This is a genomic window from Arthrobacter sp. 9AX (assembly GCF_902506095.1).
In the GTDB taxonomy this organism is placed as follows: Bacteria; Actinomycetota; Actinomycetes; order Actinomycetales; family Micrococcaceae; genus Arthrobacter.
This window is the reverse complement of record NZ_LR733293.1, coordinates 2083943-2108243: the sequence shown is the minus strand read 5'-3', so window position 1 is coordinate 2108243 and position 24301 is coordinate 2083943. Positions and strand designations below refer to the sequence as shown.

The 24301-nt window shown below is 66.6% G+C and carries 23 protein-coding genes; 18 read left to right on the top strand and 5 right to left on the bottom strand.

Annotation, left to right across the window (positions count from 1 at the left end):
- The first annotated feature begins 200 nt into the window (after positions 1 to 200).
- Both BACI348_RS09635 and BACI348_RS09630 read left to right on the top strand, forming a co-directional pair.
- A complete protein-coding gene (locus BACI348_RS09635; RefSeq protein ID WP_159825289.1) occupies positions 201 to 1541 on the top strand; it encodes a glycosyltransferase family 87 protein in 1341 nt (446 codons plus the stop codon).
- A gap of 61 nt (positions 1542 to 1602) precedes the next feature.
- Complete coding sequence (locus BACI348_RS09630) at positions 1603 to 2826, top strand: glycosyltransferase 87 family protein (protein ID WP_201298405.1); 1224 nt, start codon at positions 1603 to 1605, stop codon at positions 2824 to 2826.
- Between the two features lies 1 nt (position 2827).
- Here BACI348_RS09630 and mptB read toward each other — a convergent pair whose 3' ends face one another.
- A complete protein-coding gene (gene mptB, locus BACI348_RS09625) occupies positions 2828 to 4423 on the bottom strand; it encodes a polyprenol phosphomannose-dependent alpha 1,6 mannosyltransferase MptB (RefSeq protein ID WP_159825287.1) in 1596 nt (531 codons plus the stop codon).
- Positions 4424 to 4621: 198 nt separating this feature from the next.
- On the opposite strand from mptB, the gene BACI348_RS09620 reads away from it, so the two are divergent.
- Positions 4622 to 6121, top strand: coding sequence for a SulP family inorganic anion transporter (locus BACI348_RS09620; protein WP_159825285.1), 1500 nt, complete (start codon positions 4622 to 4624; stop codon positions 6119 to 6121).
- A 5-nt stretch (positions 6122 to 6126) separates the two neighbouring features.
- Here BACI348_RS09620 and BACI348_RS09615 read toward each other — a convergent pair whose 3' ends face one another.
- Entirely contained in the window at positions 6127 to 7278 is a 1152-nt protein-coding gene (locus BACI348_RS09615; RefSeq protein WP_159825283.1) for a GGDEF domain-containing protein, read from the bottom strand.
- Positions 7279 to 7420: 142 nt separating this feature from the next.
- Between BACI348_RS09615 and BACI348_RS09610 the strand changes: the two genes are divergently transcribed.
- Positions 7421 to 7657, top strand: a complete 237-nt coding sequence (locus BACI348_RS09610) for a zinc-ribbon domain-containing protein (RefSeq protein WP_159825281.1) — start codon at positions 7421 to 7423, stop codon at positions 7655 to 7657.
- Here the strand turns inward: BACI348_RS09610 and BACI348_RS09605 are convergent.
- Complete coding sequence (locus BACI348_RS09605; protein WP_159825279.1) at positions 7654 to 8304, bottom strand: TetR/AcrR family transcriptional regulator; 651 nt, start codon at positions 8302 to 8304, stop codon at positions 7654 to 7656. The two genes, BACI348_RS09610 and BACI348_RS09605, sit on opposite strands and share 4 nt — an antisense overlap.
- 87 nt (positions 8305 to 8391) lie before the next feature.
- Between BACI348_RS09605 and BACI348_RS09600 the strand changes: the two genes are divergently transcribed.
- Together BACI348_RS09600 and BACI348_RS09595 are read left to right on the top strand one after the other, a co-directional pair.
- Positions 8392 to 8955 (top strand): hypothetical protein, encoded by a 564-nt coding sequence (locus BACI348_RS09600; protein WP_159825277.1) that lies wholly within the window; start codon positions 8392 to 8394, stop codon positions 8953 to 8955.
- Complete coding sequence (locus BACI348_RS09595; protein WP_159825275.1) at positions 8952 to 9644, top strand: DUF4386 domain-containing protein; 693 nt, start codon at positions 8952 to 8954, stop codon at positions 9642 to 9644. The genes BACI348_RS09600 and BACI348_RS09595 overlap by 4 nt, the downstream gene beginning before the upstream one ends.
- A gap of 18 nt (positions 9645 to 9662) precedes the next feature.
- On the opposite strand, the gene BACI348_RS09590 is transcribed toward BACI348_RS09595, so the two are convergent.
- Positions 9663 to 10409 carry a FadR/GntR family transcriptional regulator gene (locus BACI348_RS09590; RefSeq protein ID WP_159825273.1) on the bottom strand — a complete coding sequence of 249 codons (747 nt, stop codon included), beginning with the start codon at positions 10407 to 10409 and terminating at the stop codon, positions 9663 to 9665.
- 204 nt (positions 10410 to 10613) lie between these two features.
- Between BACI348_RS09590 and BACI348_RS09585 the strand changes: the two genes are divergently transcribed.
- The 12 genes from BACI348_RS09585 (at position 10614) to BACI348_RS09530 (ending at position 21916) form a co-directional block, all read left to right on the top strand.
- Positions 10614 to 11978 carry an MFS transporter gene (locus BACI348_RS09585; protein WP_159825271.1) on the top strand — a complete coding sequence of 455 codons (1365 nt, stop codon included), beginning with the start codon at positions 10614 to 10616 and terminating at the stop codon, positions 11976 to 11978.
- A gap of 99 nt (positions 11979 to 12077) precedes the next feature.
- A complete protein-coding gene (locus BACI348_RS09580; RefSeq protein ID WP_159825269.1) occupies positions 12078 to 13835 on the top strand; it encodes a dihydroxyacetone kinase family protein in 1758 nt (585 codons plus the stop codon).
- Positions 13832 to 14302: a ribose-5-phosphate isomerase gene (locus BACI348_RS09575; RefSeq protein WP_159825267.1), complete on the top strand. Its 471-nt coding sequence runs from the start codon at positions 13832 to 13834 to the stop codon at positions 14300 to 14302. Before BACI348_RS09580 ends, BACI348_RS09575 begins: the two co-directional genes overlap by 4 nt.
- Complete coding sequence (locus tag BACI348_RS09570; protein ID WP_159825265.1) at positions 14286 to 15089, top strand: triose-phosphate isomerase family protein; 804 nt, start codon at positions 14286 to 14288, stop codon at positions 15087 to 15089. Before BACI348_RS09575 ends, BACI348_RS09570 begins: the two co-directional genes overlap by 17 nt.
- On the top strand, positions 15086 to 15886 hold the full coding sequence (locus BACI348_RS09565; RefSeq protein ID WP_159825263.1) for a sugar phosphate isomerase/epimerase family protein: 801 nt from the start codon (positions 15086 to 15088) through the stop codon (positions 15884 to 15886). The genes BACI348_RS09570 and BACI348_RS09565 overlap by 4 nt, the downstream gene beginning before the upstream one ends.
- A gap of 1 nt (position 15887) precedes the next feature.
- The gene (locus tag BACI348_RS09560; RefSeq protein WP_159825261.1) at positions 15888 to 16748 is read left to right on the top strand and encodes a phosphogluconate dehydrogenase C-terminal domain-containing protein; all 861 of its coding nucleotides are present in this window, start codon (positions 15888 to 15890) and stop codon (positions 16746 to 16748) included.
- A gap of 103 nt (positions 16749 to 16851) precedes the next feature.
- On the top strand, positions 16852 to 17124 hold the full coding sequence (locus tag BACI348_RS09555) for a hypothetical protein (RefSeq protein ID WP_159825259.1): 273 nt from the start codon (positions 16852 to 16854) through the stop codon (positions 17122 to 17124).
- A gap of 268 nt (positions 17125 to 17392) precedes the next feature.
- Positions 17393 to 18505, top strand: a complete 1113-nt coding sequence (gene rsgA, locus BACI348_RS09550) for a ribosome small subunit-dependent GTPase A (RefSeq protein ID WP_236557508.1) — start codon at positions 17393 to 17395, stop codon at positions 18503 to 18505.
- A 46-nt stretch (positions 18506 to 18551) separates the two neighbouring features.
- Positions 18552 to 19256: an alpha/beta fold hydrolase gene (locus BACI348_RS09545; RefSeq protein WP_159825255.1), complete on the top strand. Its 705-nt coding sequence runs from the start codon at positions 18552 to 18554 to the stop codon at positions 19254 to 19256.
- A gap of 251 nt (positions 19257 to 19507) precedes the next feature.
- Positions 19508 to 20047, top strand: a complete 540-nt coding sequence (locus tag BACI348_RS09540) for a hypothetical protein (protein ID WP_236557507.1) — start codon at positions 19508 to 19510, stop codon at positions 20045 to 20047.
- Positions 20048 to 20176: 129 nt separating this feature from the next.
- A complete protein-coding gene (locus BACI348_RS09535) occupies positions 20177 to 20608 on the top strand; it encodes a LexA family protein (RefSeq protein ID WP_159825251.1) in 432 nt (143 codons plus the stop codon).
- A gap of 9 nt (positions 20609 to 20617) precedes the next feature.
- The gene (locus BACI348_RS09530) at positions 20618 to 21916 is read left to right on the top strand and encodes a Y-family DNA polymerase (RefSeq protein WP_201298404.1); all 1299 of its coding nucleotides are present in this window, start codon (positions 20618 to 20620) and stop codon (positions 21914 to 21916) included.
- 4 nt (positions 21917 to 21920) lie between these two features.
- Here BACI348_RS09530 and treS read toward each other — a convergent pair whose 3' ends face one another.
- Positions 21921 to 24107, bottom strand: coding sequence for a maltose alpha-D-glucosyltransferase (treS, locus tag BACI348_RS09525; RefSeq protein ID WP_236557688.1), 2187 nt, complete (start codon positions 24105 to 24107; stop codon positions 21921 to 21923).
- Positions 24108 to 24301: the final 194 nt, after the last annotated feature.

Below are 24301 nucleotides of genomic sequence, written 5' to 3'. Positions count from 1 at the left end.
GGGGCCCACGGCCCAGCAACTTGAAAAATCAAGTAAAAAGAAACCGCAGGTCAGGAGCGTCCGCGCTGCAGATGCTTCACCAATTACTGGGCGGAAGGGCCGTGAATTAGAGTTGGAACAGAGTGGAAGCTGTTCCAGGACGGCTCCGATGCCCCTGAACACGCGCCACGCGGCCGAACCCCCGCCGCCGGCGCAGCACCATGCGTGTGCCACGACCTGACAAGGATCCCGCCATTTCCACCGACGCTTTCTTCGGCAATCTCACCCGGATCCGCAATGCCATCCTCCCTGCCCCGGTCCGAACCCGTCTGAACAGCGGGCGGGGGCTCTTGGGCGGCTTCATCGTGGTGCACCTGGTCTTCCTCATCTTCGCGGCCTCACTATCACTCCGCGGCGAAGCCTTCAGCGATACGTTCATTTACCGCGACTGGGCCACGGCAGGGTTCAACGACGCCAACCTTACCGGCGGCCCCAGCCCCTGGGTCTACCCCATCCTCGCGCTGATCCCCATGGCCATCGCCGGCGTCGCCGGGCCCGGACCGTTCTTCTTCCTCTGGGTCCTGATGACCACCCTCCTCAACGGTTGGGCGCTGCTCAAACTGACCAACCGCGGCCGCGACCGGAACGCCATTCCCGCCGGCTGGTGGTGGCTGGCGTTCACCTTCCTCATGGGATGGCTTGGCTTCGCCCGCGTGGACGGCCTCACCGCCCCGCTCGTGCTGGTGGCCCTCGCGTATGGCGTGGGCCGGCCGTTCGTCGCCTCCATCCTGCTGGCCATCGGCACCTGGGTGAAGGTGTGGCCTGCGGCCATCATGCTGGCCCTGTTCGCCGTGGTCCGGAACCGGATCCTGGTGGTCCTTGCTGGAGTTGCGACGACGGCGGTGGTGGTTGCGCTGGCCGCTGCGGTAGGCAGCGTCCCCAAGCTTTTGAACTTCCTCACCCAGCAGGGCGACCGAGGTATGCAGCTCGAGGCCACCTTCACCACTCCGTGGCTCTGGCTGTCCGTCCTGAACGTGGACGGGTCCCGGATGTACATGAACACGGACATCAACTCCATGCAGGTGGACGGACCGGGCACGGCGCTGATGTCCGTGCTGATGCAGCCGCTCCTCATCCTGGCCGCGCTGGTAGTGGCCGGACTGACGTTTTGGGCCCTGCACAACGGAAAGGTCAGCGGGGGCGTGGACCGCACCGAACTGCTCCTGGCCGGCGCCCTCACCCTGGCCACCGCGTTTGTGGTCTTCAACAAGGTGGGCTCCCCGCAGTTCATGGTGTGGCTGGCCCCCGCGGTTGCCGTGGGCCTGGCCCACAGCTGGCGCGAATGGCGCGTCCCGGCCGCCATGCTGATCTTCATCGCCGTGGCCACCTACTTCATCTACCCGCTGTTTTACGACGCCCTCAGCCACAACAACCCGTGGATGGCCCTGGTGCTGACCATCCGCAACATCCTGCTGGTCGTGCTTTTCATCTGGAGCGTCCGGCGCCTCTACCTGCTGGGCAAAAAGACACCCGCAGCCGCCCCCGCGCTCAAGGAGTCCTAAGATTTCCACGAAGTTCTTTGACCGGCTGGTAACTGTCCGCAGCAAGGTCCTCCCCGCCTCGGTGGTGGATTGGTTCGCCCGCCCTTCCAGCGTGTGGTGGGGCTTCGCCGTCGTCCATCTCTACTTCCTGGGCTGGATGGCGTCCTTCTTCCTGAACGGCGATACCTTCAGCGACACCGAGCAGTACCGCCAGTGGGCGCAGGACGGCTACAACCCCCGGGACCTCAGCGGGAAGATCAGCCCCTGGGTATACCCCGTGCTGGCCCAGCTGCCCATCTTCCTCGCCAACATCGCCGGTCCCAACCTGTACCTCCTGGTGTGGTTCCTGATCATCACGGCCCTCAACGCCGTGGGGCTGGCCTTCCTCACGCGCGGACCACGGAAGGTCAGCGGCATCGCCCCGGCCTGGTGGTGGCTGTTCTTCACTGTTTTTATGGGCTATCTCAGCTTTGCGCGGGTGGAAGGCATCACCGCGCCGATCGTGCTGATTGCGCTGCTGTACGCGGCGCAGCGGCCGGTTGTGGCCGGTGTCCTGCTCAGCGTCGCCACCTGGATCAAGGTGTGGCCGGCGGCCGTGCTGGTGCCGATTGTGATCGCGAGCCGGAAGCGGATCCAGGTGGTCCTCGCCGGCGTCGCGGTGACGGCAGTAGTGGGACTGGGCACCTGGCTCTCCGGCGGGCTCCGGCACATCATGGACTTCCTCCTGAACCAGGGCGAGCGCGGCATGCAGCTGGAAGCCACCTTCTCCACGCCGTGGGTGTGGCTGAGCGTCTTCAACATCGCCGGTTCGAAGATGGCGGACAACACCGCCATCAACTCCACCGAGGTCTACGGCCCGGGCGCCTCCATGGCTGCGTTCCTGATGCAGCCGCTGCTGATCCTGGCCGCCGTCGTGGCCGCCATCCTACTGGTCCGGGCCCTGAAGCGCGGAGCCGAACGCGAGGAACTGTTCCTTGAGGGCGCGCTGATGATGGTCACCGCGTTCATTGTGTTCAACAAAGTGGGCTCGCCGCAGTTCATCATCTGGCTGGCGCCGGTGATCATAGCCGGCCTTACCCACGACTGGGAGCGGTGGAAGGTCCCGGCAGCCCTGCTGATGGGGATCGCCTTGACCACCTTCGTGATCTACCCGCTGTTCTACACCCCGCTGATCCACGCCCACCCGGTGATGGCCGCCATCCTGACCACCCGCAACGTGCTCCTGGTGGTGCTGCTGTGGTGGTCGGTGAAGCGGACGGCGGAGCTCGGCCGGAAGTCCCCGGCCGAGGTGCCGGTCGGCGCCTAGCTCACGCTTGGCCGCTCCGGGACGCCTGGTACTTGTCCCGCCGGTCCAGGACCCAGTGCCAGCCCCGCTTGGCGAGGTCCCACGGCTTGGCCTCGATGAGTAGTTTCCGTGTATGCACGTCGAGGAATAAAAGATAAAACGTAAATGCCAGGGCCGTGATGAACGCCAGCGACGACGCGTCGATGGGCAGTTCCACGAAGGACCATACCGAGAGCTGGTCCTGGGCGCCGAACACCACAAAGAACGTCACGGCCACGTAGAAGGACCGGATCTGCCAGTCGTCCCGGATGCCGGTGACAGCCAGGAACGGAATGAACCAGAGGATGTACCAGGGCTGGATGATCGGCGAGAGCATCACCACGGCAGTGAACGCCAGGGCCATCCGCCGCACCGCCCGGGAGTAGTCGCCGCGGAACATCAGCAGAAGCACCAGGCCGATGGCGGCATATTTCATGCCGGTCCGCAGCACGGTGGCGAACGTGCCGCCGGGCAGCCCCAGCACGTTGGCCAGGAACTCCACCTGCTGGCCCAGGAAGCCGGAGGGTGAGTAGCCCGTGTAGCCGGGCGTGGGGTCCATGATGGCCCAAGTCCAGCCAAGCCCCAGGCTATACGGGATGCCGCTGACGGCCAGGACGGCAAAGCTGATGCCAGCCGTCGCGCCCCAGATCAGGAACCTGCGCGGCCACGAGGCTGCCGGCCCCGCCCACATCACGCCAATAAACGGCAGCAGCAGCACGGTGATCGGCTTGATGCCGATAGAAAGGGTGACCAGCAGGATGCCCAGCAAGTACCGGCGGGTGGCCGCAAAATAGACGCCCGCCACGGCGAGGCCCACCATCAGGGCGTCGTTGTGGGCGCTGGCGATAAAGCTGATCAGGAACAGCGGGTTGGCCACGGCGATCCACAGCGCGCGGGCCCCGTTGATGCCGTGCAGTTCGGCGAGCTTGGGAACGTAGATCACGCAGAGCAGCACGCCCACGCCGGCCAGGAGGCGGAAGAGCAGCACGGAGGCGTCTGGCTGGGCGCCGGTGAGTCCGACGACGGCACGCGCCAGCCAGAGGAAGTACGGGCCGTAGGGCGTCCTGTTTTCCGCCCAGGCCGGGTCCGCGCCGAGCGCGAACCAGTTGTTGAGCGTGGAGATGCCTGCCTGGTACGGGTTTTGGCCTTCCATCACCAGCCGGCCCTGGCCGGTATAGGCGTAGACGTCGCGGGAGAAGACCGGCACGCAGAACAGGAGCGGGACGGACCAGGCGGAGATCGCAATCACCACCGACCGCAGCGACGATGCACCCCAGTCGGCCAGGCGCTGTCCCAGCCGCAGCCAAGAACGCATCAGCACCATTGCACCCACCGTGAGCAGCACGGTGGAAACGGTGACTCCCCAGCCCTCGGTGCGCAGCGCGATGACCACGGGCTGGCGGATCATGGGGGAACCGTTGGCGATCCAGCCGGTGCCGATCGAGCCGACGAACATCATGAGGGCGCCGAGGAATCCTTCGATGGTTGCCACAAAGGCCCGGCGTTTTGGCGGCGCGGCGGCAGCGGTCGGGCCCGCCTGGCTTTCCGACGTCCCGAGGTGTGCACCGCCTGCCGTCATGTGTATTGGTCCCCTGCTTCGTTACGGCGCTGGCTGCACCAGCGAAAAAGGCCGCCCTGCAACCCAGCTATTTTACCAGCCGTCCTGGGCGCTGTTCCCGGATGACGGCCCCCTGAATCGAGTCAGGGTAGTGTTGAATCCGCAGCCGGACGTCATCGGCGCATTCACACACAAGAGCCAAGTCCCTGGAGCCGCTCTTTGGCTGTCGCCGACCGTCCCCGCCCCCTTCGACAACCGATCACCGTCCGTACCGCCCTTCGCTCGCCACGGCAGCTGTCCCGCGAAGTCCTCGCAGGCATGGTCACCACCCTGGCGTTGGTCCCGGAAGTGATTTCGTTCTCGATCGTCGCCGGGGTTGATCCCATGGTGAGCCTGGTGTCCTCTATCGTGCTTGCCCTGGCCATGTCGGTCCTTGGCGGCCGACCCGGGATGGTCACCGCTGCAGCGGGGTCCGTCGCACTCGTGATCGCCCCGCTCGTCCACGATCACGGTGTCCAGTATGTTTTACCGGCAGTGCTCCTGGCCGGCGTGATCCAGGTGGTCTTTGGCCTGGCTGGCCTGGCGCGCCTGATGCGGTTCATCCCGCGGTCGGTGATGCTCGGGTTCGTCAACGCCCTGGGCGTGCTGATCTTTATGGCGCAGGTGCCCCACGTACTCAACGTCCCCTGGCTTGCCTACCTCCTGTTCGCCCTCACACTGGCGGTTATTTTTATCCTTCCGCGGTTCACCAGGGTGGTCCCGTCTCCGCTGGTTGCCATCGTCCTCGTCACCGCCATCGTGATCATCGCGGGCCTCGCCGTTCCCAACGTCTCGGACGAGGGCCCGCTCACCGGCAAGATGCCCGGGGTCACCCCATTCCTGTTTCCGCCCACCCTCGAGACCTTCCAGCTCGTTCTGCCCACGGCGTTGAGTGTGGCGTTCGTGGGCCTGATGGAGACCCTCCTGACGGCGAAACTCGTTGATGACATCACCGATACCCCTTCGCACAAGGGCCGGGAATCCTGGGCCTTGGGTGTCTCGAACATCCTCGCCGGCTTCTATGGCGGCATTGCCGGCTGCGCGATGATCGGCCAGACCGTCCTCAATGTAAAGACCGGACAGGCGCGCACCCGGATTTCGACGTTCGTGGCGGGGCTGTTCCTGCTGGCGCTGGTGACCGGGCTCAGTTCGGTCATGGGCCAGATCCCCATGGTGGCCCTTGCCGCCGTCATGATGGTGGTCGCTGTAACTACGGTCGATTGGCACAGCGTTAGGCCGTCCACCCTGAAAAGGATGCCCCTGCCGGAGACCATCGTGATGGTTGTCACCGTCGCCGTTGTGGTCCTCACCGGCAACCTCGCTTACGGCGTCCTCGTGGGCGTCGTCCTGGCCATGGTGCTGTTCGCACGCCGGGTGGCCCATGTGATCAGCGTGGACCGGACCGTGGCCGGCGACGGCGGAAGCGTCCGCTACGCAGTGGTGGGGCCGCTGTTCTTCGGGAGCAGCAATGACCTGGTGGAGCACTTCGCCTACGCCGACGATCCCGCCACGGTGGTCATCGACCTGAGCCGGGCCCAGATCTGGGACGCCTCAACTGTGGCCGCCCTGGATTCCATCGAAACGAAATATGCCGCCTACGGTGCCACCGTGAGCATCCAGGGGCTGGACGAGCGCAGCACCGGCTTCCACCGCCGCCTCACGGGACATTTAGGGGCCTGACGGCGCTACAGGATGCCGTCGCTGCGGGCAGCACGGTTCCTGCCCTGCGACTTGGCCACATATAAGGCCCCATCAGCGGCGGCGATGAGATCATCCAAGCCTGGAGTGCCGGCGTCGTAGGTTGAAATGCCGTAACTGACGGTTGGCATCTCCATGCCGTCCATGGTAGGGGCAGCGGCCAGGCGGCGGCTGATGTCTTCGGCGATGGATTCTGCCCGTTCGGCATTGGTCCCGGGCAGCAGGAGGACGAACTCTTCGCCGCCGTACCGTCCCACCAGGTCCGTGGATCGGACCGTGGCGGTGCAGGCATCGGCGAAGGACTGCAGAGCGGCGTCCCCGGCGGCGTGGCCGTAGGTGTCGTTGACGGACTTGAAATGGTCCAGGTCGGCCAGGATGAGGGTGCCGGCGCCGCGGGTTATGGCGCGGTCCGCCAGTTGTTCTGCCGCCAGGTCCAGGAAGGCCTTGCGGTTGAGCAGCCCGGTGAGGTCGTCGCGGGAGGCCACCACGCGCAGGGCTCGGGTCTGCTGTTCGCTGCTGAGGGCCGCCATGCTGAACGAGACCACCACCAGCAGCACCATGGTCACCAGGGTGGTCACGGCGGAACCGAAGACCGTGACGAAGGTGGGTCCGTTCTGGCCTTCTACCAGGAAGGCCAGCCACCGGAAGAAATAGAAGACCGCGAGGCCGCCGGCCGCCGCGGCCATGGGGATCCGGACGCGCGAATACCCCGGTTCCAGGCGCCAGAGCTCGCGTGACGCGAGCCCGATGGTAAGGCTCATGGCCGCCAGGAAGACGGGGCCGCCGGACCAGGTGTTGGTGGCGGGGCTGTCCAGGACGGAAGCCACCAGGGTGACCAGCGGGATCCCGGTGAAAGCCCATTTGACGGGTGGAACAGTGCGCAGCGACCGGGCGCCCGTCCAGACAGCCACGCCGCCGTGGACCAGCAGGACGTTGCCCAGCGGGTTGGCCCACACCTGGTGCGGGGTACCGTCCAGCAGGAAACATGCGGAGCCGGTGAGGAAGAAGAGCAGTGCCAGGCACCACCAGCCGCTGTACGGCGAGCGCGTGAGACGGTAGGCGGAGAAGTAGAAAAGGAACACCAGAACCAGGGCCATGAGGCCAAACGCGATTCTGAGGGTGGCCGTATCCAGAAGCATTTAACCGAAGTCCCCTCGATGCGGAAAAGCGTGCCGACCCCAGTATTACACCGGTCCGGGAGCCTGTCAGGACAAGCGCGGGGGCGGCACGGGGGCCTAAGGTTGTGTGACAGCCCGCAGGACCCTCCCGAAAGGTAAAACTGTGCTGCTTCTCTTCGGTTTCAAGACTGTGCTCAAGGCCCTGCCCGGCAAGCCCGCCACCTGCCGGAACTGCGGGTCTTTCGCGCACCACCACCTTGAGGAGCGGGCCACCAGGTTCACGCTGTTCTTCATCCCCGTGTTCACCACGTCGCGGTCCTACCGCATCAGCTGCACCAACTGCGGCTTCGTTTCAAGCATCTCCGCCCGGCAGCGGCGGGCGTTGGAGTTGCAGCGCTAAGCGCTGCCGGAAATCCCTTTAAGCATCCCGTCGAGCACCAGTTCGTAGTGGTCCACGCTGCCGTAGCGGCCCATGGGTCCGGCCGCCGAGGCGGTCAGCGGAAAGGCCTCTGCCACGCCCGGGTCCGCGAGGTCTTCGGCCAGCGGCCCTCCCGCACCGGCCGCCCGCGCCACCACAAAGGATGACCAGCCGTAGTTCAGGGCGATGATCCCGCTGAACGCCGCCACCGCCGCGTCACCGGTGATCCCGCCGCGCTCCAGGATCCGCAGGGCCCACTCGCCGATGGGCAGGGCATTCGGCCCCGGGGCGGGGTGGGCGAAGAGTCCGGAAACGGCCCACTGGTGCCGGCTGAGCAGCTCCCGGTGGTTGCGGGCGAAGTCACCCAGGTCCTCGATCCAGCTGGCGCTGTCCGACGGCGGCTCCATCCGCCCCAGGACCCGGTCCAGGAGTGCGTCCACCAATTCGTCCTTCGTGCCGAAGTAGCGGTACAGCGCCATGGGTGAGGACTTGAGTTCGGCGGCCACCGCCCGGATGGTCAGCGACTCGATCCCGCCGGCCGCCACCCGCTCGGCCACATCGAGGATTTCGTCCAGGGTGAGCGAGTTGCGGGGGCGCCGGGTGCGGGGCTCGGAAACTGTTGCGGGCATGTCAAACCTTCTGTCGGGACCTCTTGTGTACAGTGTACGTTAGGCGTAACGTACAACGTACACTAGGCCTTCGCGCAGGAGCATTCGATGCAATACCTTCGCTGGATCTTTTCATTCGTCGGCTTCCCCCTGGGCGGCTGGGTGGCGTTTCTCCTTGTGGGTTCAGCCAACAGTCCGCTGGCAGCCGCTGCAGCCGGGGCGATTGCCGGTACGGCCATCGGGGCCGCCCAGTGGCTCGCCCTGCGGCCGGCCGTCAGCCCGGCCTGGATCGCGGCAGGTACCGGGGGAATGGGGCTGGGCAGTGCCGCAGCGGCCCTGACTACAGGATCCACGACGACGGTTCCTGGCTTGGCATTGACCGGAGCCATCGCGGGCGCGGCCGTGGGCCTGGGGCAGGGGATGGTGTTCCGCCGCGGCTGGCGGGTCGCCGCGCTGTGGGCCGTGACCGTCAGCGGAGCGTGGGCGCTTGGCTGGGTGGTTACGGCCAATGTGATTGTCGACGCCGACAGCGGCTATGTCTGCTTCGGCTCCAGCGGCGCACTGGTGGTCACGGCCATCACCGGGCTCGTCCTGCACCGCCTCCTTGGCTGCCGGGGCACCGTGGCCGTTTCCCCGGCGGCGGATGCCGCCGCCGCCGGAGCGCAGCGATGAGTCCCCCCGTCGCGGCCGGCGTACTCCTGATGGTGCTGCCGCTGGCGTTCAACGGCGCGTTCGCCGCGCTGGCCGCGAAATTCGACTATCCGGACATCCTCCGAAAGCCCACGCAGGAGATTCTGCAACGTTTCCGCGACGGCGGGTCAGGCCTCGTGCTGCTGTGGTGGTCGTTCGCCATGACGGCCGTGCTGCTGGCCCCGGCGGCGGTCCTGTTGTCCGGCGCGCTGGCAGGGGCCGACCCAACCCTGCTGTCCCTGGGATCCGCAACAGGGGTGCTGGCCGCCGTCGTGCAGTTCCTCGGACTGGTCCGCTGGCCGTTCCTGGTGCCGTTCCTGGCCCGCGAAGCCACCGACCCCGGCGCCACGGCGGCCCGCAAAGAAGCGGTGGACGTGGTGTTCCAGTCGTTCAACCGCTTCCTGGGCGTTGCGGTCGGTGAGCACCTGGGCTACCTGCTGACCGGCGCGTGGAGCGCGCTGGCCGGGGTGGCCATGATCCAAAGCCCCGCCGTTCCGGCCTTGCTGGGGATCGTGGGGATCGTCGTGGGCGCGGTGCTCGCCCTGTGCTCGCTGGAATTCGTGGGGCCGTTCGAGCCGGGTGGCTGGAAGCTGGCGGCCGCCCTGACGCCGGTGACGTACATTGTGTGGTCGCTGTGGCTCGTGGCCGTCGGACTGTTCCTGTTGCCCTAGGGTGCGAGGTCGCAACGGCTACTGCGAGGCGTCGAAGCCGATCAGCAGGCGCCGGGAGGCGGTCTCCATGTGCGAGCGCATGGTCGCTGCGACGGCCGCGGGGTCCCGGGCCACCAGGGCGGCGTGAATCTTGGTGTGTTCCTTGAGGGCGGCGGCCGCGTGGCCCTCGTCCGTGAGTGCCCGGTCCACCCAGATCCGGAGCAAGGAACGGATGCTCTGCAGCAGCTCCTGCAGCACCTGGTTCCCCGAGCCTCCGGCGATTTCACGGTGGAAGGCCGCGTCAGCCTCCACGAAGGCGGCGAGGTTATTAAGATTGGCCGCCATGGCGTCCAGGTTGCCCTGCATTCTTTCCAGGGCTTCGTCGGTGATGCGCTCAGCAGCGAGCTGCGCGGCCTGCACTTCCATGCCGCTGCGCAGTTCAACGAGTTCGCGGGTGCGCGGAGCACCAAGCATCATGCCCCAGCTCAGGGTCCGTGGCAGCAGTTCGGATATCCCGTCGCGCAGGTATGTTCCGGAGCCCGGACGCACCACCACGATGCCCAGGATCTCCAGTGCGGCCAGAGCTTCCCGCACTGCCGATCGGCCCACTCCCAGCGACGCGGACAGCTGGCGCTCGGCCGGGAGCCTGGTTCCGGGAGCGATGTCCCCGCTGGTGAAGTACGCAAGCAGGCGTTCAGCCACTTCCGTCACCACGGAGCCCTGGCCTACCGTGCCAAGCGCTTCGCTGATCTTGGCCGCTGACAGGTCGGAGGAGTTAAGGGACACCCTCCAAGCGTAGCAACGCCACCGGAGCTTTCGTGCGGACCGCCCAACAGAACCTATCAACCGGTTGACCAATTCCGGTGGAAGCCCTATGGTGGAACTCACATGATTTAGCCGCCGGTTGGTCCGCAGACCCTTCCCGGCCTGAAGCAGATCCCATGCATCCACTGACGGACGCGGCCGGGACATCAATATCTAGGAGTCAACGTGGACACCACACAATCGGTGGTCGAAAAATCAGCAATCAGGAAAGTGGCGGTCCGGCTTGTCCCGTTCGTCGCCCTGATGTTCTTCATCAACTACCTCGACCGCACGGCCATCTCGTTTGCCGGACCCAACGGCATGAACACCGACCTCGCATTGAGTGCGGCGCAGTTCGGCTTCGCGTCCGGCGTGTTCTTTATCGGCTACATCCTGCTTGAGGTCCCCAGCAACCTGGCCCTGCACAAGTTTGGCGCCCGCCGCTGGCTCGCCCGCATCATGGTCAGCTGGGGCATCGTGTCCCTGCTGTTCACGTGGGTGGGCAATGTGGAGCAGCTCTACATCCTGCGCTTCATCCTCGGTGTTGCCGAGGCCGGCTTCTTCCCCGGCGCCATCCTCTTCCTCAGCCTGTGGGTCCCGTCCCGCCACCGCAGCAAGATCCTGGCCCTGTTCTACCTGGCCCAGCCGCTGACCACCGTGATCGGTGCGCCGCTGGCAGGCCTCCTCATCCAGCAGCACGGCCTCTTCGGGCTCGCCGGCTGGCGCGTGATGTTCTTCGGCGTGGCAGTCCCCGCCATCATCATCGGCATTATCGCCTGGTTCTACCTCGCAGACTCCCCCGCCAAGGCCAAGTGGCTGACACAGGAAGAGAAGATCTGGCTCACCGGCGCCCTGGAGAAGGAAAAGAACGAAACTGCGGCCAGCAACAAGCACGTCAGCGTCCGCACCGTCTTCGGCAACGGCCGGGTCTGGATGCTCTCCCTGATCTACTTCGGGTTCATCTACGGCCTGTACGCCCTCGGCTTCTTCCTGCCCACCATCATCGCCGGCTTCGAAGGCATCTATGGCACCAAGTTCGACGTCTTCCAGAAGGGCCTGATCACGGCAATCCCGTACCTGCCGGCCGCCGTCGCCCTCTACTTCTGGTCCAAGGACGCCACCAAGCGCGGCGTCAAGACCTGGCACATCGCACTCCCCGCCCTCATCGGCGGCCTCAGCATCCCGCTGGCCCTGTTCGCCGGCTCCCCGGCGGCCACCATTGCCGTCATCACCATCACGGCAATGTCCATCTTCGCGGCCCTGCCCAACTTCTGGACCGTGCCCACCCAGTTCCTCACCGGCGCCGCAGCCGCCGCAGGCATCGCCCTGATCAACACCGTGGGCAACCTGGCCGGCTTCAGCGCAGGCTACGTCACCGGCTGGCTCAAGGACTGGACCGGCAGCTACACCGTTCCCATGTTCGTTGTGGGCGGGTTCATGCTCCTGTCCTGCATCCTCATGGTCACCCTCAGCCGCTCCGGCAAGGTCAGCGAAGGCGTCCGGGCTGAGGCCCTGGACCCGAGCGGTGCCGGCCAACACGCCGAGCCGTAAGCACTACAGACCCGGTGGCGTCCCCCTCACCCGGGGACGCCACCGCCCCAACCCCCACCGACCACGCCGTCCCCTTCAGTTAGGCCCAGGAGCTTTCCCATGACCCGCCTGTTCAACGAACCCGCAGCCTTCGCTGACGAAATGATCGAGGGCTTTGCCGCCTCCCACGGCCGCTGGGTCAAGCGCGTCTCCGGCGGCGTGGTCCGCAACACCAAAAGCACGCCGGACACCGTGGCACTGGTAATCGGCGGCGGCTCCGGCCACTACCCCGCCTTCGCCGGGCTCGTGGGCCAGGGCCTGGCCCACGGCGCGGCGATGGGCAACCTGTTCGCTTCGCCGTCCGCACAGCAGGTCTACAACGTGGCCAAGGCTGCGGAGAACGGTGGCGGCGTACTGCTGGGCTACGGCAACTACGCCGGCGACGTCCTGCACTTCACCCAGGCCCAGGAACGCCTCCGCCGGGAAGGCATCGACTGCCGCAGCATCGCCGTGACCGACGACGTCTCCTCGGCTCCGCTGGCTGAGCGCACGAAGCGCCGCGGCATCGCCGGGGACTTGACCGTTTTCAAGGTGGCAGCGGCCGCCGCTGAAGCTGGCTACTCCCTGGACGACGTCGTCGCTGTCGCCGAGCGTGCGAACGACCGCACCCGCTCGTTCGGCGTCGCGTTCACCGGCTGCACCCTCCCGGGCGCGGACAACCCGCTGTTCTCCGTCCCCGAGGGCCGGATGGCCGTGGGCATGGGCATCCACGGCGAGCCGGGCATCGACGAGACGGACATTCCGACGGCGGATGAGCTCGCCGAACTGCTCGTGTCCACGCTCCTCGCCGAGGTCCCGGACGGCCTCGCCGCCGGAGGTGACAACACCGGCGCCCGTGTGGTCCCCATCCTCAACGGGTTGGGCAGCGTGAAGTACGAAGAGCTTTTCGTTGTCTACCGCCGGGTGGCCCAGCTCCTCGCCGAAGCCGGCCTGGAAGCGGTGGATCCGCAGGTGGGCGAACTCGTCACCAGCTTCGACATGGCCGGCACCTCCCTGACCCTGTTCTGGCTTGACGACGAACTTGAGACCCTCTGGAACGCTCCGGCCGACGCACCCGCCTTCCGCCGCGGCGCCGTGACCGCCGCCGCCCTGGAGGCGGGCGACGCTACTGATGATGCCGGGGCCGAGCTGTCCATCCCGGATTCGTCCGCGGACTCCCGCGCCGCCGCGGCACGGGTCCTGGCCGCACTGGACGCTGCGAAGGCAGTGGTGGACGCCAATGCCGACGAACTGGGCAGGATCGATGCGATCGCCGGCGACGGCGACCACGGCATCGGCATGGAGCGCGGAGTCCGCGCTGCCGTCGAAGCCGCAACGGAGGCCGTCGGACGCGGTGCTGGAGCGGCCACCACCCTCTACATCGCCGGCGATGCCTGGGCCGATAAAGCCGGCGGCACCTCCGGTGCGCTGTGGGGCATGGCTCTGCGGGCGATCGGTGACGCCCTGGGCAACACCGACAAGCCAGACGCCAACGCCGTCGCCACCGGTGTGGCGCAGGCGGCCGCGGCCATCATGGAGTTCGGCAAGGCCAAGCCAGGGGACAAAACCCTGGTGGATGTGCTGGTCCCGTTCCGCGACGCCCTCACCTCCGAAGTTGCGGCCGGGAAGGCCCTCAGCGACGCCTGGGGAGCCGGGGCCGTGACCGCCCAGGAAGCAGCCGACGCCACCGCCGGCCTGCTTCCCCTGATGGGCCGGGCCCGCCCGCACGCCGAAAAGAGCCTCGGCACCCCGGACGCCGGAGCCGTGTCCCTGGCCCTGATCATCTCAGCAATCCACGCCACCCTCGTCCAGAACACCGTTATGAAGGAGAAAGCATGAGCGCCAAACTGCGCCTGGTCATTGGAGCCGACGACGCCGGTTTCGAGTACAAGGAAGCCCTGAAGGCTGACCTGGAAGCCTCCGAGCTGGTCGAGTCCGTGCAGGATGTGGGGGTGGACGCCACCAGCCACACCCCGTACCCGTCCGTGGCCATCGCTGCCGCCGAGCTCATCGCCGCCGGCAAAGCCGACCGCGCACTCCTGGTCTGCGGCACAGGCCTCGGCGTGGCAATCGCAGCGAACAAAGTCCCCGGCATCCGCGCCGTCACCGCCCACGACAGCTTCTCGGTGGAACGCTCGGTCTTGTCCAACAACGCCCAGGTCCTCACCTTCGGCCAGCGCGTCGTGGGCTTGGAACTCGCCCGCCGGCTGGCCAAGGAATGGCTCACCTACACCTTCGACGAATCCTCCGCTTCCGCCGAGAAAGTCACCCTGATTAAGGACTACGAAGGTGTCACTTCCTGCTAAGAACCCGAAGGCCATCATCGGCGTCAGCCTGAAGATGTACTTCGGCTACCAGCGCTCGGTGGACTACTGCCGCGACGTGGCAGCCATCGCCCTGGCCCATCCCGCCGTCCAAAGCGGTGAGATCGAGCTCTTCGTCCTGCCTACCCTCCCGGTCCTTCCCGAGGCCGCCCGGATCCTGGGCCCGGCCCGGGCCGCAACGGGTGCCCAGGACATCTTCTGGGAAGACGAAGGCGCCTACACCGGTGAAGTGGGCGGCAAAACCGTGGCAGAGCTTGGCGGCCGCTACGCCGAAGTGGGCCACGCCGAACGCCGCCGCATCTTCGGCGAGGACGACAGGATCATCGGGCTGAAGACAGCCGCGGCCTACCGCAACGGCCTCACCCCGGTGCTGTGCGTCGGGGAGCTGGCTTCAGGCTCACCCGAGGAAGCCATCGCCCGATGCACGGCGGAGATCAACGCCGCCCTCAACCGGGCGCAGTCGCTTGGTCCTGCCGGTCGGACCATCGTGGCCTACGAGCCGCAGTGGGCCATCGGCGCCCCGGCACCCGCCACGCCGGAATACATCAGCGCCGTCATCACCGGCCTGGACGCGCACCTGCGCACCCTGCCCGGACAGGAGAACAGCCGGGTGATCTACGGCGGCAGCGCCGGTCCCGGCCTGATCACCCAGCTGGACACCGCCGTCGCCGGCCTGTTCCTGGGCCGCTTCGCACACGACCCGCAGGCGCTGAAGAAGATCCTGGACGAGACCGCCGCACGCCTTGCCGCGACGGAGGTGCCCGTATGACCTCCCGCATCGGCTTGAGCAGCTACGCGTTCTTCTGGCAGCTTTCGGACAAGGTCTCGGAGCCGCTGAGCATCCACCAGGCTCTGGAGCGGACGGCGGAACTCGGCGTGGACCTCTTCCAGGTCTGCGACTACGCCCCGCTGGAGGCCATGACGGACTCCGAACTGGAAGCCGTCCGGGCCACCGCGGACCGGCTGGGCATCTCGCTGGAACTCGGCACCAAGGGCATCCGCCCGGAGCACCTGCGCAAGTTCCTGCACATCGCCGAAATCCTGGGCTCGCCCCTGCTGCGGACCATGTTCAACACCCCCGGCCACACCCCCACGAACGAGGAAGCGGTGGGGATCTTCAAGGAAGTCCTGCCCGAGTTCGAGGCCGCGGGCGTGAAGATCGCGGTAGAAACCTACGAGCAGGTGCCCACCTCACGGATCCTGGACGTGATCCGGGGCGTGGACAGCCCGTACCTGGGCATCTGCAGCGACCCGGCCAACACCGTCGCTGCCCTGGAGATGCCGCGCGAGGTGATTGACGCCGTCGCGCCTTTCGTCCTGAACATGCACATCAAGGACTTCGCGTTCAGCCGCAAGGACGGATGGGTCGGGTTCACCTACGCCGGCGCCCCGCTCGGCGAAGGCCTGCTCGACTACGGCTACATGGTCGAAAAGATCCAGCCCCATCACCAAGACATCAACCAGATCGTCGAACACTGGCTGCCATGGCAGGACACCGAAGCGGACACCATCCGCCTCGAAAACCAGTGGACCCGGCACAGCATCGAATTCCTAAGGAGCAAGTGAAATGTCAGCAGAAAAATTGACCGTCGCCGTGATCGGAGCCGGAGGCAAGATGGGAATGCGCGTTTCCCGGAACCTCCAGAAGAGCGCCCACACCGTCTTCTACAGCGAAAACTCCCCCGCCGGCCAGGAGCGCATCCTGGCCGAGGGCCGCGAAATCACCGCCACGGACGAGGCCGTCAAGGGCGCCGACGTGGTCATCCTCGCCGTGCCGGACACCGTCTTGGGCGTTGTGTCCGAAGGCGTCGTCCCCCGGATGAAGGCCGGCGCCATCCTGCTCACCTTGGACCCCGCCGCCGCCTACGCCGGCCTGCTGGCAAAGCGCGACGACGTTGTCCAGGCAGTTGCCCACCCCTGCCACCCGTCGGTCTTCCTCGAGCGCACCACCAAGGAAGAATGGGCCGACACCTTCGGCGGCGAAGGCGCCCCGCAGAACGTGGTGGCCGCGATCGACGACGACGCCACCGAAGCCACCAAGGCAGCCGCCGAGGCCGTCATCCGCACCATCTACGCCCCCGTCATCGACGTCCACTGGGTCACCGTGTACCAGCTCGCCGTCCTCGAGCCCACGCTCGTGGAGACCGTGGCCTGCATGATCGGCACCCTCCTGAACGAGGCACTGCACGAGACCGTCCACACCATCGGCGTTCCCGAGGAAGCCGCCAAGGCCATGCTCTTCGGCCACGTCCAGATCGCGCTGACCAACGCCCTGCGCGGTTCCAACCCGTTCTCCGAGGCCTGCGAAATCGCCATCCAGTACGGCAAGGACACCATCATCAAGGACGACTGGAAGAAGATCTTCGACGACTCCGAACTGGACAACGTCATCGCCAAGATGCTGAAGCTGGACGCCGTCAAGCGCTAAAGCTTCGTCCGGCTAAAGCGGCCGGCGAGCCACAAGGCGGAGGCCGTACCGAAAGGTGCTGCCTCCGCCTTTGTCTGTTTGCCGCTCGTAGGCTGACAGGTTCTTGACCGGGTTTTCCGCGAAACATCTCGGCACCTATCGATCCCCGCAACGGCCAGCCCACCGCGCACCACGAGATCTACTCCGGCGGACCACCGATGGCGGCGCCACGTGGCAGTGGGAGGCCGTCACCACGGCATCGGACGTGGACAACCTCCGCCCGCTCGTGGTCCCCGGGGACGCCGGGCTGCACGTTGTGTGCTGGTTCCGCGGCACCATGGTCTCCTCGCAGGCCTACAACGCCGAAGTTGCGGCGCTCATCCAGCCCGCGGACTAAGAAGAGGCCTGAGCGCGGCAAGGGACCGGGCTCAGGCTCCCCCTTTGCCCTCAAAGGTCTGGCGGAGGCGGGTGCCCCGCGCTACAGTAGGACCGGTTCCAAGCGAGGGAGAGGGAGGTGGTTTTGATGACTGTCACAGCCGTGCGCCCTGAGCGCTCCGCACTCATCCAGACCCTTCCCCTGTACCTCACCGGCCGCGCCTGACCAGCGGAGCGCCGAGACACTCAGGCAGTCGCCGGTGCACAGGGGACATTCCCGAGGTATCACCGTGAACATTTACCCCCTCCTGTACGGCTACACCCCCGCCGTAGCCCAACACTTCGAGGACCATCCCCTTCCGGACGCCCGCGAGCGCGGCCGGGTGGTCCGCGTGGACCGCAACCTGCTGCTCGTGGCCGTCGGACCCGACCTGCTGCACCTGCCTTACCCGCTGAGCGGCGAAACGGCAATGACCGGCGACTGGGTGTGGATCGGACCAAACCGTGCCGGCGGCCGCCAGATCCTTGGTGTGCTCCCCCGACGCTCGGAGCTGAGCCGCAAGCGGGCCTTCGAGGACTCCTCCGCCGCGCAGGTCCTGGCCGCGAACATGGACATGGTGGGCGTGGTGGTGCCGGTGGACCGGCCCCTCACGCACAACCGCCTGGAGCGCACGCTCGTGGCGGCGTGGGACTCCGGCGCCACTCCCCTGGTGATCATCACCAAGGCGGACCTCGCCGCAGTGGCGGACGACGTCGTCGGCAAAGTCATTCTCCAGGCCGCGGGCGTAGCGGTGGTCACCACCTCTGCGGAAAACGGCGACGGCATCGACGAACTGCTGGCCCACATTCCGGCCAGCGGCACCATCGTCCTCCTCGGGCCGTCCGGGGCGGGAAAGTCCACCCTCATCAATGCCCTGGTGGGCCGGGACGTCCAGGACACCGGGGAGGTGCGCAGCGGGGACTTCAAGGGCAAGCACACCACCACGTCGCGGGCGCTGGTGCCGCTTCCCAACGGGACGGTGCTGATGGACACGCCCGGCGTGCGCGGCTTCGGACTGTTCGACGCCGAGGACGGCATCGGTGAGATGTTCGGCGATGTGGAGGTGCTGGCGGGTCAGTGCAGGTTTTCCGACTGCGCCCACCAGGGCGAGCCCGGCTGCGCCGTGCAGGAAGCGATTGCGGACGGCGTACTTGAGGAGCGCCGCTGGCACAACTACCAGAAGCTGCAGCGCGAACTGGCGGCGCTCGCCCGGCGGAGCGACGCCGCGGCCCAGCGCGCCTACCAGCGGGAGTGGCACCAGAAGGTGGTGGCCGCCGGAAAGTCGCAGCGGTGGGCGGAGCGCGAGACGGTCGAGCGGAAGGAAGGCCCGGGAAGTAGGGGGCGGGGACGCAAGCGCCGCTGACCGCCGGGCCGTTCAAACTGTCACACCCGGATAGTAGGGTGCCGTTATGGACATCATCCTGGTTCCCGGTTTCTGGTTGGAGGCCTCATCGTGGGCGGAGGTGACGCCGGCCCTGGACGCAGCGGGCCACCGGACGCATCCGCTCACACTGCCTGGCATGGAGTCCGTTGACGCCGACCGTTCCGGCATCGGGCTCCGGGACCATATCGACGCCGTGGTTGCCGCCGTCGATGCCCTGGACAGCAGGGTGGTGCTGGTGGGGCATTCCGGCGGCGGCGCCATCATCCACGGTGTCCTCGACGCCCGGCCGGACAGGGTAGCCCGTGCCATCTACGTGGACAGCGGGCCGCTCGGCGAAGGGGGCGTCATCAACGACGAACTGCCGGCCGACGGGGACGACGTGCCGCTGCCGCCGTGGGAGTTGTTCGAAGATGCCGACCTCGTTGACCTCGACGAAGGGCTGCGCGCAGCGTTCCGCGCCCGGGCGGTCCCCCAGCCCAAGGGCGTTGCCTTCGACCAGCAGCACCTCAGCGATGAGCGCCGCTATGACGTGCCGGCCACCGTGATTGCCTGCGAGTTTCCGTCCGCCATGCTGAAGGAATGGATCGACGGCGGCCACCCCTTTGTGGCCGAGTTGGCCAGAATGAAGGACGTCGAGTTCGTGGACCTGCCCACCGGGCACTGGCCACAGTTCACCAAGCCGGCGGAACTGGGACGCGCGATTCTGGCGGCGGTTGACCGGACTCTGTAGCGGCCACCTGACAAGCGGCAGCCCGGCGTCTGCTGAAACACCTCCCCCTATTACCCGCCCGTAGCGTAGCGCCGCGTTTTGGCACGGAGCATACTGGAAGCGCCGCTCCAATCGATGGACGAAACCGTCCGGGCGGCCCATTCACCGGCACTTTCCAGGGAAATCTGCCGGCATCCTGGCGAAGGCTGGACTCTCTTCCCGCGCTTCGCGTCCGTTACGGAAGACAACGGTCTCAGAGGGGTAGAAGATCAATGATGAATCACACCAAGAAGGGGCTGCTGTCCACTGCTGCCGCAGTGCTGGCCCTGGGACTTGCTCCCGGCACTGCTCTTGCCCATGGCGGATCCGGGCACGGCGGCTCGGACCACAGCGACGACTGGCGGAAGAATGACGATCAGCGCCGGCTGGTCAGGGTCCTCCGTCACGTCACCGACGACTACCGCTGGCTGGAGAACGCGGAGGCGGACGGCTACAAGAAGATCACTGAGTGCATCGACAACCCAGGGGTCGGGGCCATGGGCTTCCACTACGCCAAAGAGGAACTGATCGATGACAAGACCCAGGCCCGCAAGCCTGAGGTGCTGGTGTACATGCCCAATGAGTACGGGCGGTACAAGCTCGTAGCCGCTGAATTCATCTCGACAGCGGCCGAGCGGCCTTCGATCGCCGGCCTGGACTTCGAGGACGGGCCGTTCCCCGGCTCCTTCGCGCTCCACGCCTGGGTGTGGAAGGACAACCCGGACGGCATGTTCGCAGCGTTCAACCCGGACCTGAGCTGCCCGAAGAAGTAACCACTCACGAGTAGGCCTGACGCTCCTGCCTTCGGGCGCAGGAGCGTCTGCGTGCAGCCCGTCGTCGTCATTGTCCGCCCTCCGCTGTACACTCAGTCTATCGAACATAAATTCGAATAAAGGTGTGTTGTGGGCGTTATTATCGGTCCCCGTGTGATAGAGGCGGGCCTGTCGTTGCAGCTGGCGTGGCTGTCCCCGCTGCCGGTGGCGGCCGGCTATCCCTCGCCGGCGCAGGACTACTTTGATGGCCGGATCGACCTGAATGCGCACCTGATCAAGGACATCACCAGCACCTTCGTGGTCCGGGTCACCGGCGATTCCATGGAACGGGCCGGCATCAGCGACGGCGACGAACTCATTGTCAACCGCGCCCTTGAGCCCAGGGACGGCTCGGTGGTGGTGGCCGTCCTGGACGGGGAACTGACCATCAAGCGGTTGCGGATCACCGCCACGGGCGTGGTCCTGCAGGCCGAAAACCCCAAGTATCCGGACATCAGGGTGCCTGCGCTGAGTGAGCTGACCATCTGGGGCGTGGCCACGAGGTGCCTGCACCATGTCTGAGCGGCGGCCATGAGCAAGCCGGCAACCATGCGGCAGATGCCCGAGATCGCGCACGTGGACGTCAACTGCTTCTACGCCAGCGCCGAACGCGTGTTTGACCCGTCGCTGGAGGGAAAGCCGCTGATCGTGCTGTCCAACAACGACGGCTGCGCCGTCGCCCGCTCCCCGGAGGCCAAGGCCCTGGGCATCCAAACCGGGGAGCCGTGGTTCAAGCTTGCACCCCGGGCCAAGGAATGGGGGCTCATTGCCAAGTCCAGCAACTACGAGCTCTACGGGGACATCAGCGCACGTGTGATGGAACTGCTGGGCCGCTACTCCGCCTGGCTGGAGGTCTACAGCATCGACGAGGCCTTCCTGGGCGTCAAAGGCACTCCGGAGCGCCTGCTGGAACTCGGCCGGACCATCAAGGCCGCCGCCGCCCGGAACGTCGGAGTGCCCGTCTGCGTCGGGATTGCGCGCACCAAAACCCTGGCCAAACTCGCCAACAAATGGGCCAAACACAATCCCGCGTTCGGCGGAGTGTGCCGCTGGGACTCGGTGCCGCCCCGTCAGCAGGAGGCCCTGATGGCCAGGCTCTCCGTGATCGAGATCTGGGGTGTGGCTACGCGGATCACCAAGCGTCTGAACGCCATGGGCATCCACTCCATCCTGGACCTCCAGAGGGCGGATCCGGTGAGGATCCGCGAGCGCTTCTCCGTGGTGATGATGCGCACCGTCCTCGAACTGCAGGGGACCCCGTGCATCCCCATGGAGGAAGCCCGGATCGGCCGCGACCAGCTGATCTTCTCCCGCTCGTTCTCCACGCCCATCACGAGCACGCGTGACCTGCGCCAGGTCCTCAGTGTCTACGCCCAGATGGCCAGCGCTCGGCTGGCCAAGCATGAGCTGCAGGCCAAACTGCTCACCGCCTTCGCCGGAACATCGCACTTCAACGCGCGGCAAACGGCGTTCCCGTCCGTCTGCGTCCCGCTTCCCATGCCGACGGCGGACCCCGTCATCCTCACCAAGGCCGCCCACGCGCTCCTGCCCTCCATCGTTGAGGGCACCCGGTACGCCCGCGCCGGCATTATGGTCACGGACCTGCGTCCCAGCGGCAACCAGAAGCCCCTGGAGCACTTCGAAAACCCGCACGAGGAACGGCGCATCGGCACCCTCCTGGAAGACGTCACCAAAAGGTACGGCCGCGGATCCATCGGACTGGGTCATGCAGGGATCCGCGGCGGACCGGACTGGACCATGAAACGCGGCATGCGCTCACCCAGGTACACCACCCACTGGGACGAACTCCCGCGGGTCAAGGCAGCATGAGGAACTAGAGTCCCTCCGCGGCGTCCTCCTCCTCGACCTCCGGCTCCTCAATCAGCAGCGCCGTTCCCTGGTACGCGCCGAGTTCAATAAAGAAGCTGTGCAGGTCATCCACCTGGCCCGCCGTCTCGTCGGTAAACAGGTCCCGCACTTCCGCGCCGGGCACCAAATGCGTGGAGTTGACGCTGCCCATGATGCTCTCACCCGAGAAGTTCAGGACGCTGACCTGGATCTGCCCGGAGGCAAGCCGGTGCACCATCACCAGCAGCCCCCGCTGGGACACCTGCGGGACATCCAGGAGCACGCCGGTGGCAATACCCCATTCCTCCCGCACCTTCAGGATCTTCTGCAGCCGACGGGCGAAGGAGCCCTCGTCCTTGAGCTGTTCCGGCAACGGCCCGTACAGGCTGCGCGCCCGCGGCATACCGGACGCAGAGACGGTGGCCTCGGCGTTGACGCCCATCAGGTCGTGCGCGCCGCGGTTGATCCACCGGGTATCGCCCTGCGACGTCAGCTCGCGGACCTGCGATCTGTCGAGCGTGGTCATGCCCACCATGTCCCAGCCCGACAGGGCAAAGACGCCGGGCTGCAGCGCGTTGTACATGGCCAGCAGCAGGTGGGCCTCACGCACGGTATCGATCTGCTCCGCGGTGAGCGCGGAAATGTCCTTGATCCCCAGCGCCGCGGTAATCACGCTGACCGTGGTGCAGGCGATGCCGTTGGTGGTGAACACGGCGTTGTACGGCCCGTTCTCCCCTGTCAGCGCGTTCCGCAGCGTCTCCTGCACGTGTTCGGTGAGTTCGGTGCCGGTCAGCTCGGCACCTCCCAGCTGGAAGACGTCGTCCTTGTGCCGGGTGGCGAAGTGCACCAGCTCGTATGTCAGTTCGTCGTGGTTCTGCAGGGCGTGGACCAGCGATGCCTGGTCCACGCCGATCTCCATGGCCAGCCGCAGGGTCAGCCGCAGGAACTCGGTATCCTGCGTCACCAGGGCGTAGTGGTAGCCGGGGCGGGTGATGAAGTCGTAGGACAGGTCGGGCCCGGTCTCGGAGGTGGCCTTGATGTCGTCGATGGTGAGGTTCAGTTCCTGGAAGGAAAACCCGCCCACCTTGCGCACCATGCTGCCGATCAGCTGGTTGGCCGCCTCGGAGAGCGGGTGCCCCTCGGACCAGCCGGGCTGTTCCTCGGCGCTCTTTTCCACACCGAGGAAGCCGTTCGCATCCAGCCGGAGGGCACCCGTGCCCAGGTCGAGTAAGGAGTGCAGCGCGTCGCCCACCACCAGGCGCATGCCCGAGAACGTGGGATCCAGCCAGTTGATGGACGGCTGCCCGGCCTTGAAGTAGTGCAGGTAAACCCAGCGGCGCTTCTGGCCGTTGGTGTCCACAATGGCGCGGGTGGCGCTCCAGTTGGTTTCCTTCACGCCCGGTTCGTAGAAAATGACCCGCTGCAGCCGGCCAATGATGTACCCGGCCTTCTGCAGCGCCTGCTCAGCATCGGGGCTGATGTTGACCGAGTCTTCGCCCGGCGGAACGTCCGGCAGCAGGTGCCAGTCCGATTCCGGGATGTCGATCATGTGATAGATGCCGGGGTAGTCGCGGTAGTTCATTTCGGCCAGGCGGAAGTCCGCGCCCTTGCCGGTGTGCCCGGGCACGATGTCGTCGATGATGGTGCCCTCATGGTCGCCGGCCACCTCGCACATCCGGCGGAACTCGTCCTCGGAGCCGAACAGCGGGTCGATGGCCATGCTGATCCGGTCAAAGTGGCCGTCCACGCTGGGGGTTTCCGCCCAGCCCTGCAGGCCGCCGGCCTTCTTGACGGGGCCGGTGTGGATGGCCCGGATGCCGATCTCCCGGAACGTTTTCCACAGTTCCGGATCACCGAGTGCGCCCAGGAACGACTGCCCCGGGGTGGTCATGTAGGAGAGCGGGTAGGCGGTGAACCAGACAGAGGCGCGTTCGACGGCGGCACGCGGGTTGGGGTGCGCGAACGAGTGCTGCCACATACTCGCCTGGCCCGAGAGCTGGCGGGCCAGTACGTTGGCGTCGCCGAGCATGGCCTGGTTCCGCAGCCACTCCACGTAGGTTTTGTTGAGGCCGTCCAGTTCCAGCGATGGAGCGTTGGCGAAGTACTGCCGGCGCCGGGCCACGGGCCGCAGCGCCTTGGGCCGGGCCGGGTAGAACTGCTCGTCGAAGGTGATTTCCGGGACTTCCGGCGCCTCCGTGCCCTCCGTGGGCTCCGCCTCCGTGGATTCCGCGGGTTCGGTAGCCTCGACAAGCTCCGCGCCAGTCGTGCCGCCGGTCCCGCCGGCCTGTTCAACTGCATCGCCCTCAGAGACGCTGGCGGTTGCTTTTCCCAGATCAGACACTGAGTTCCTCCCTCAACTCGACTGCA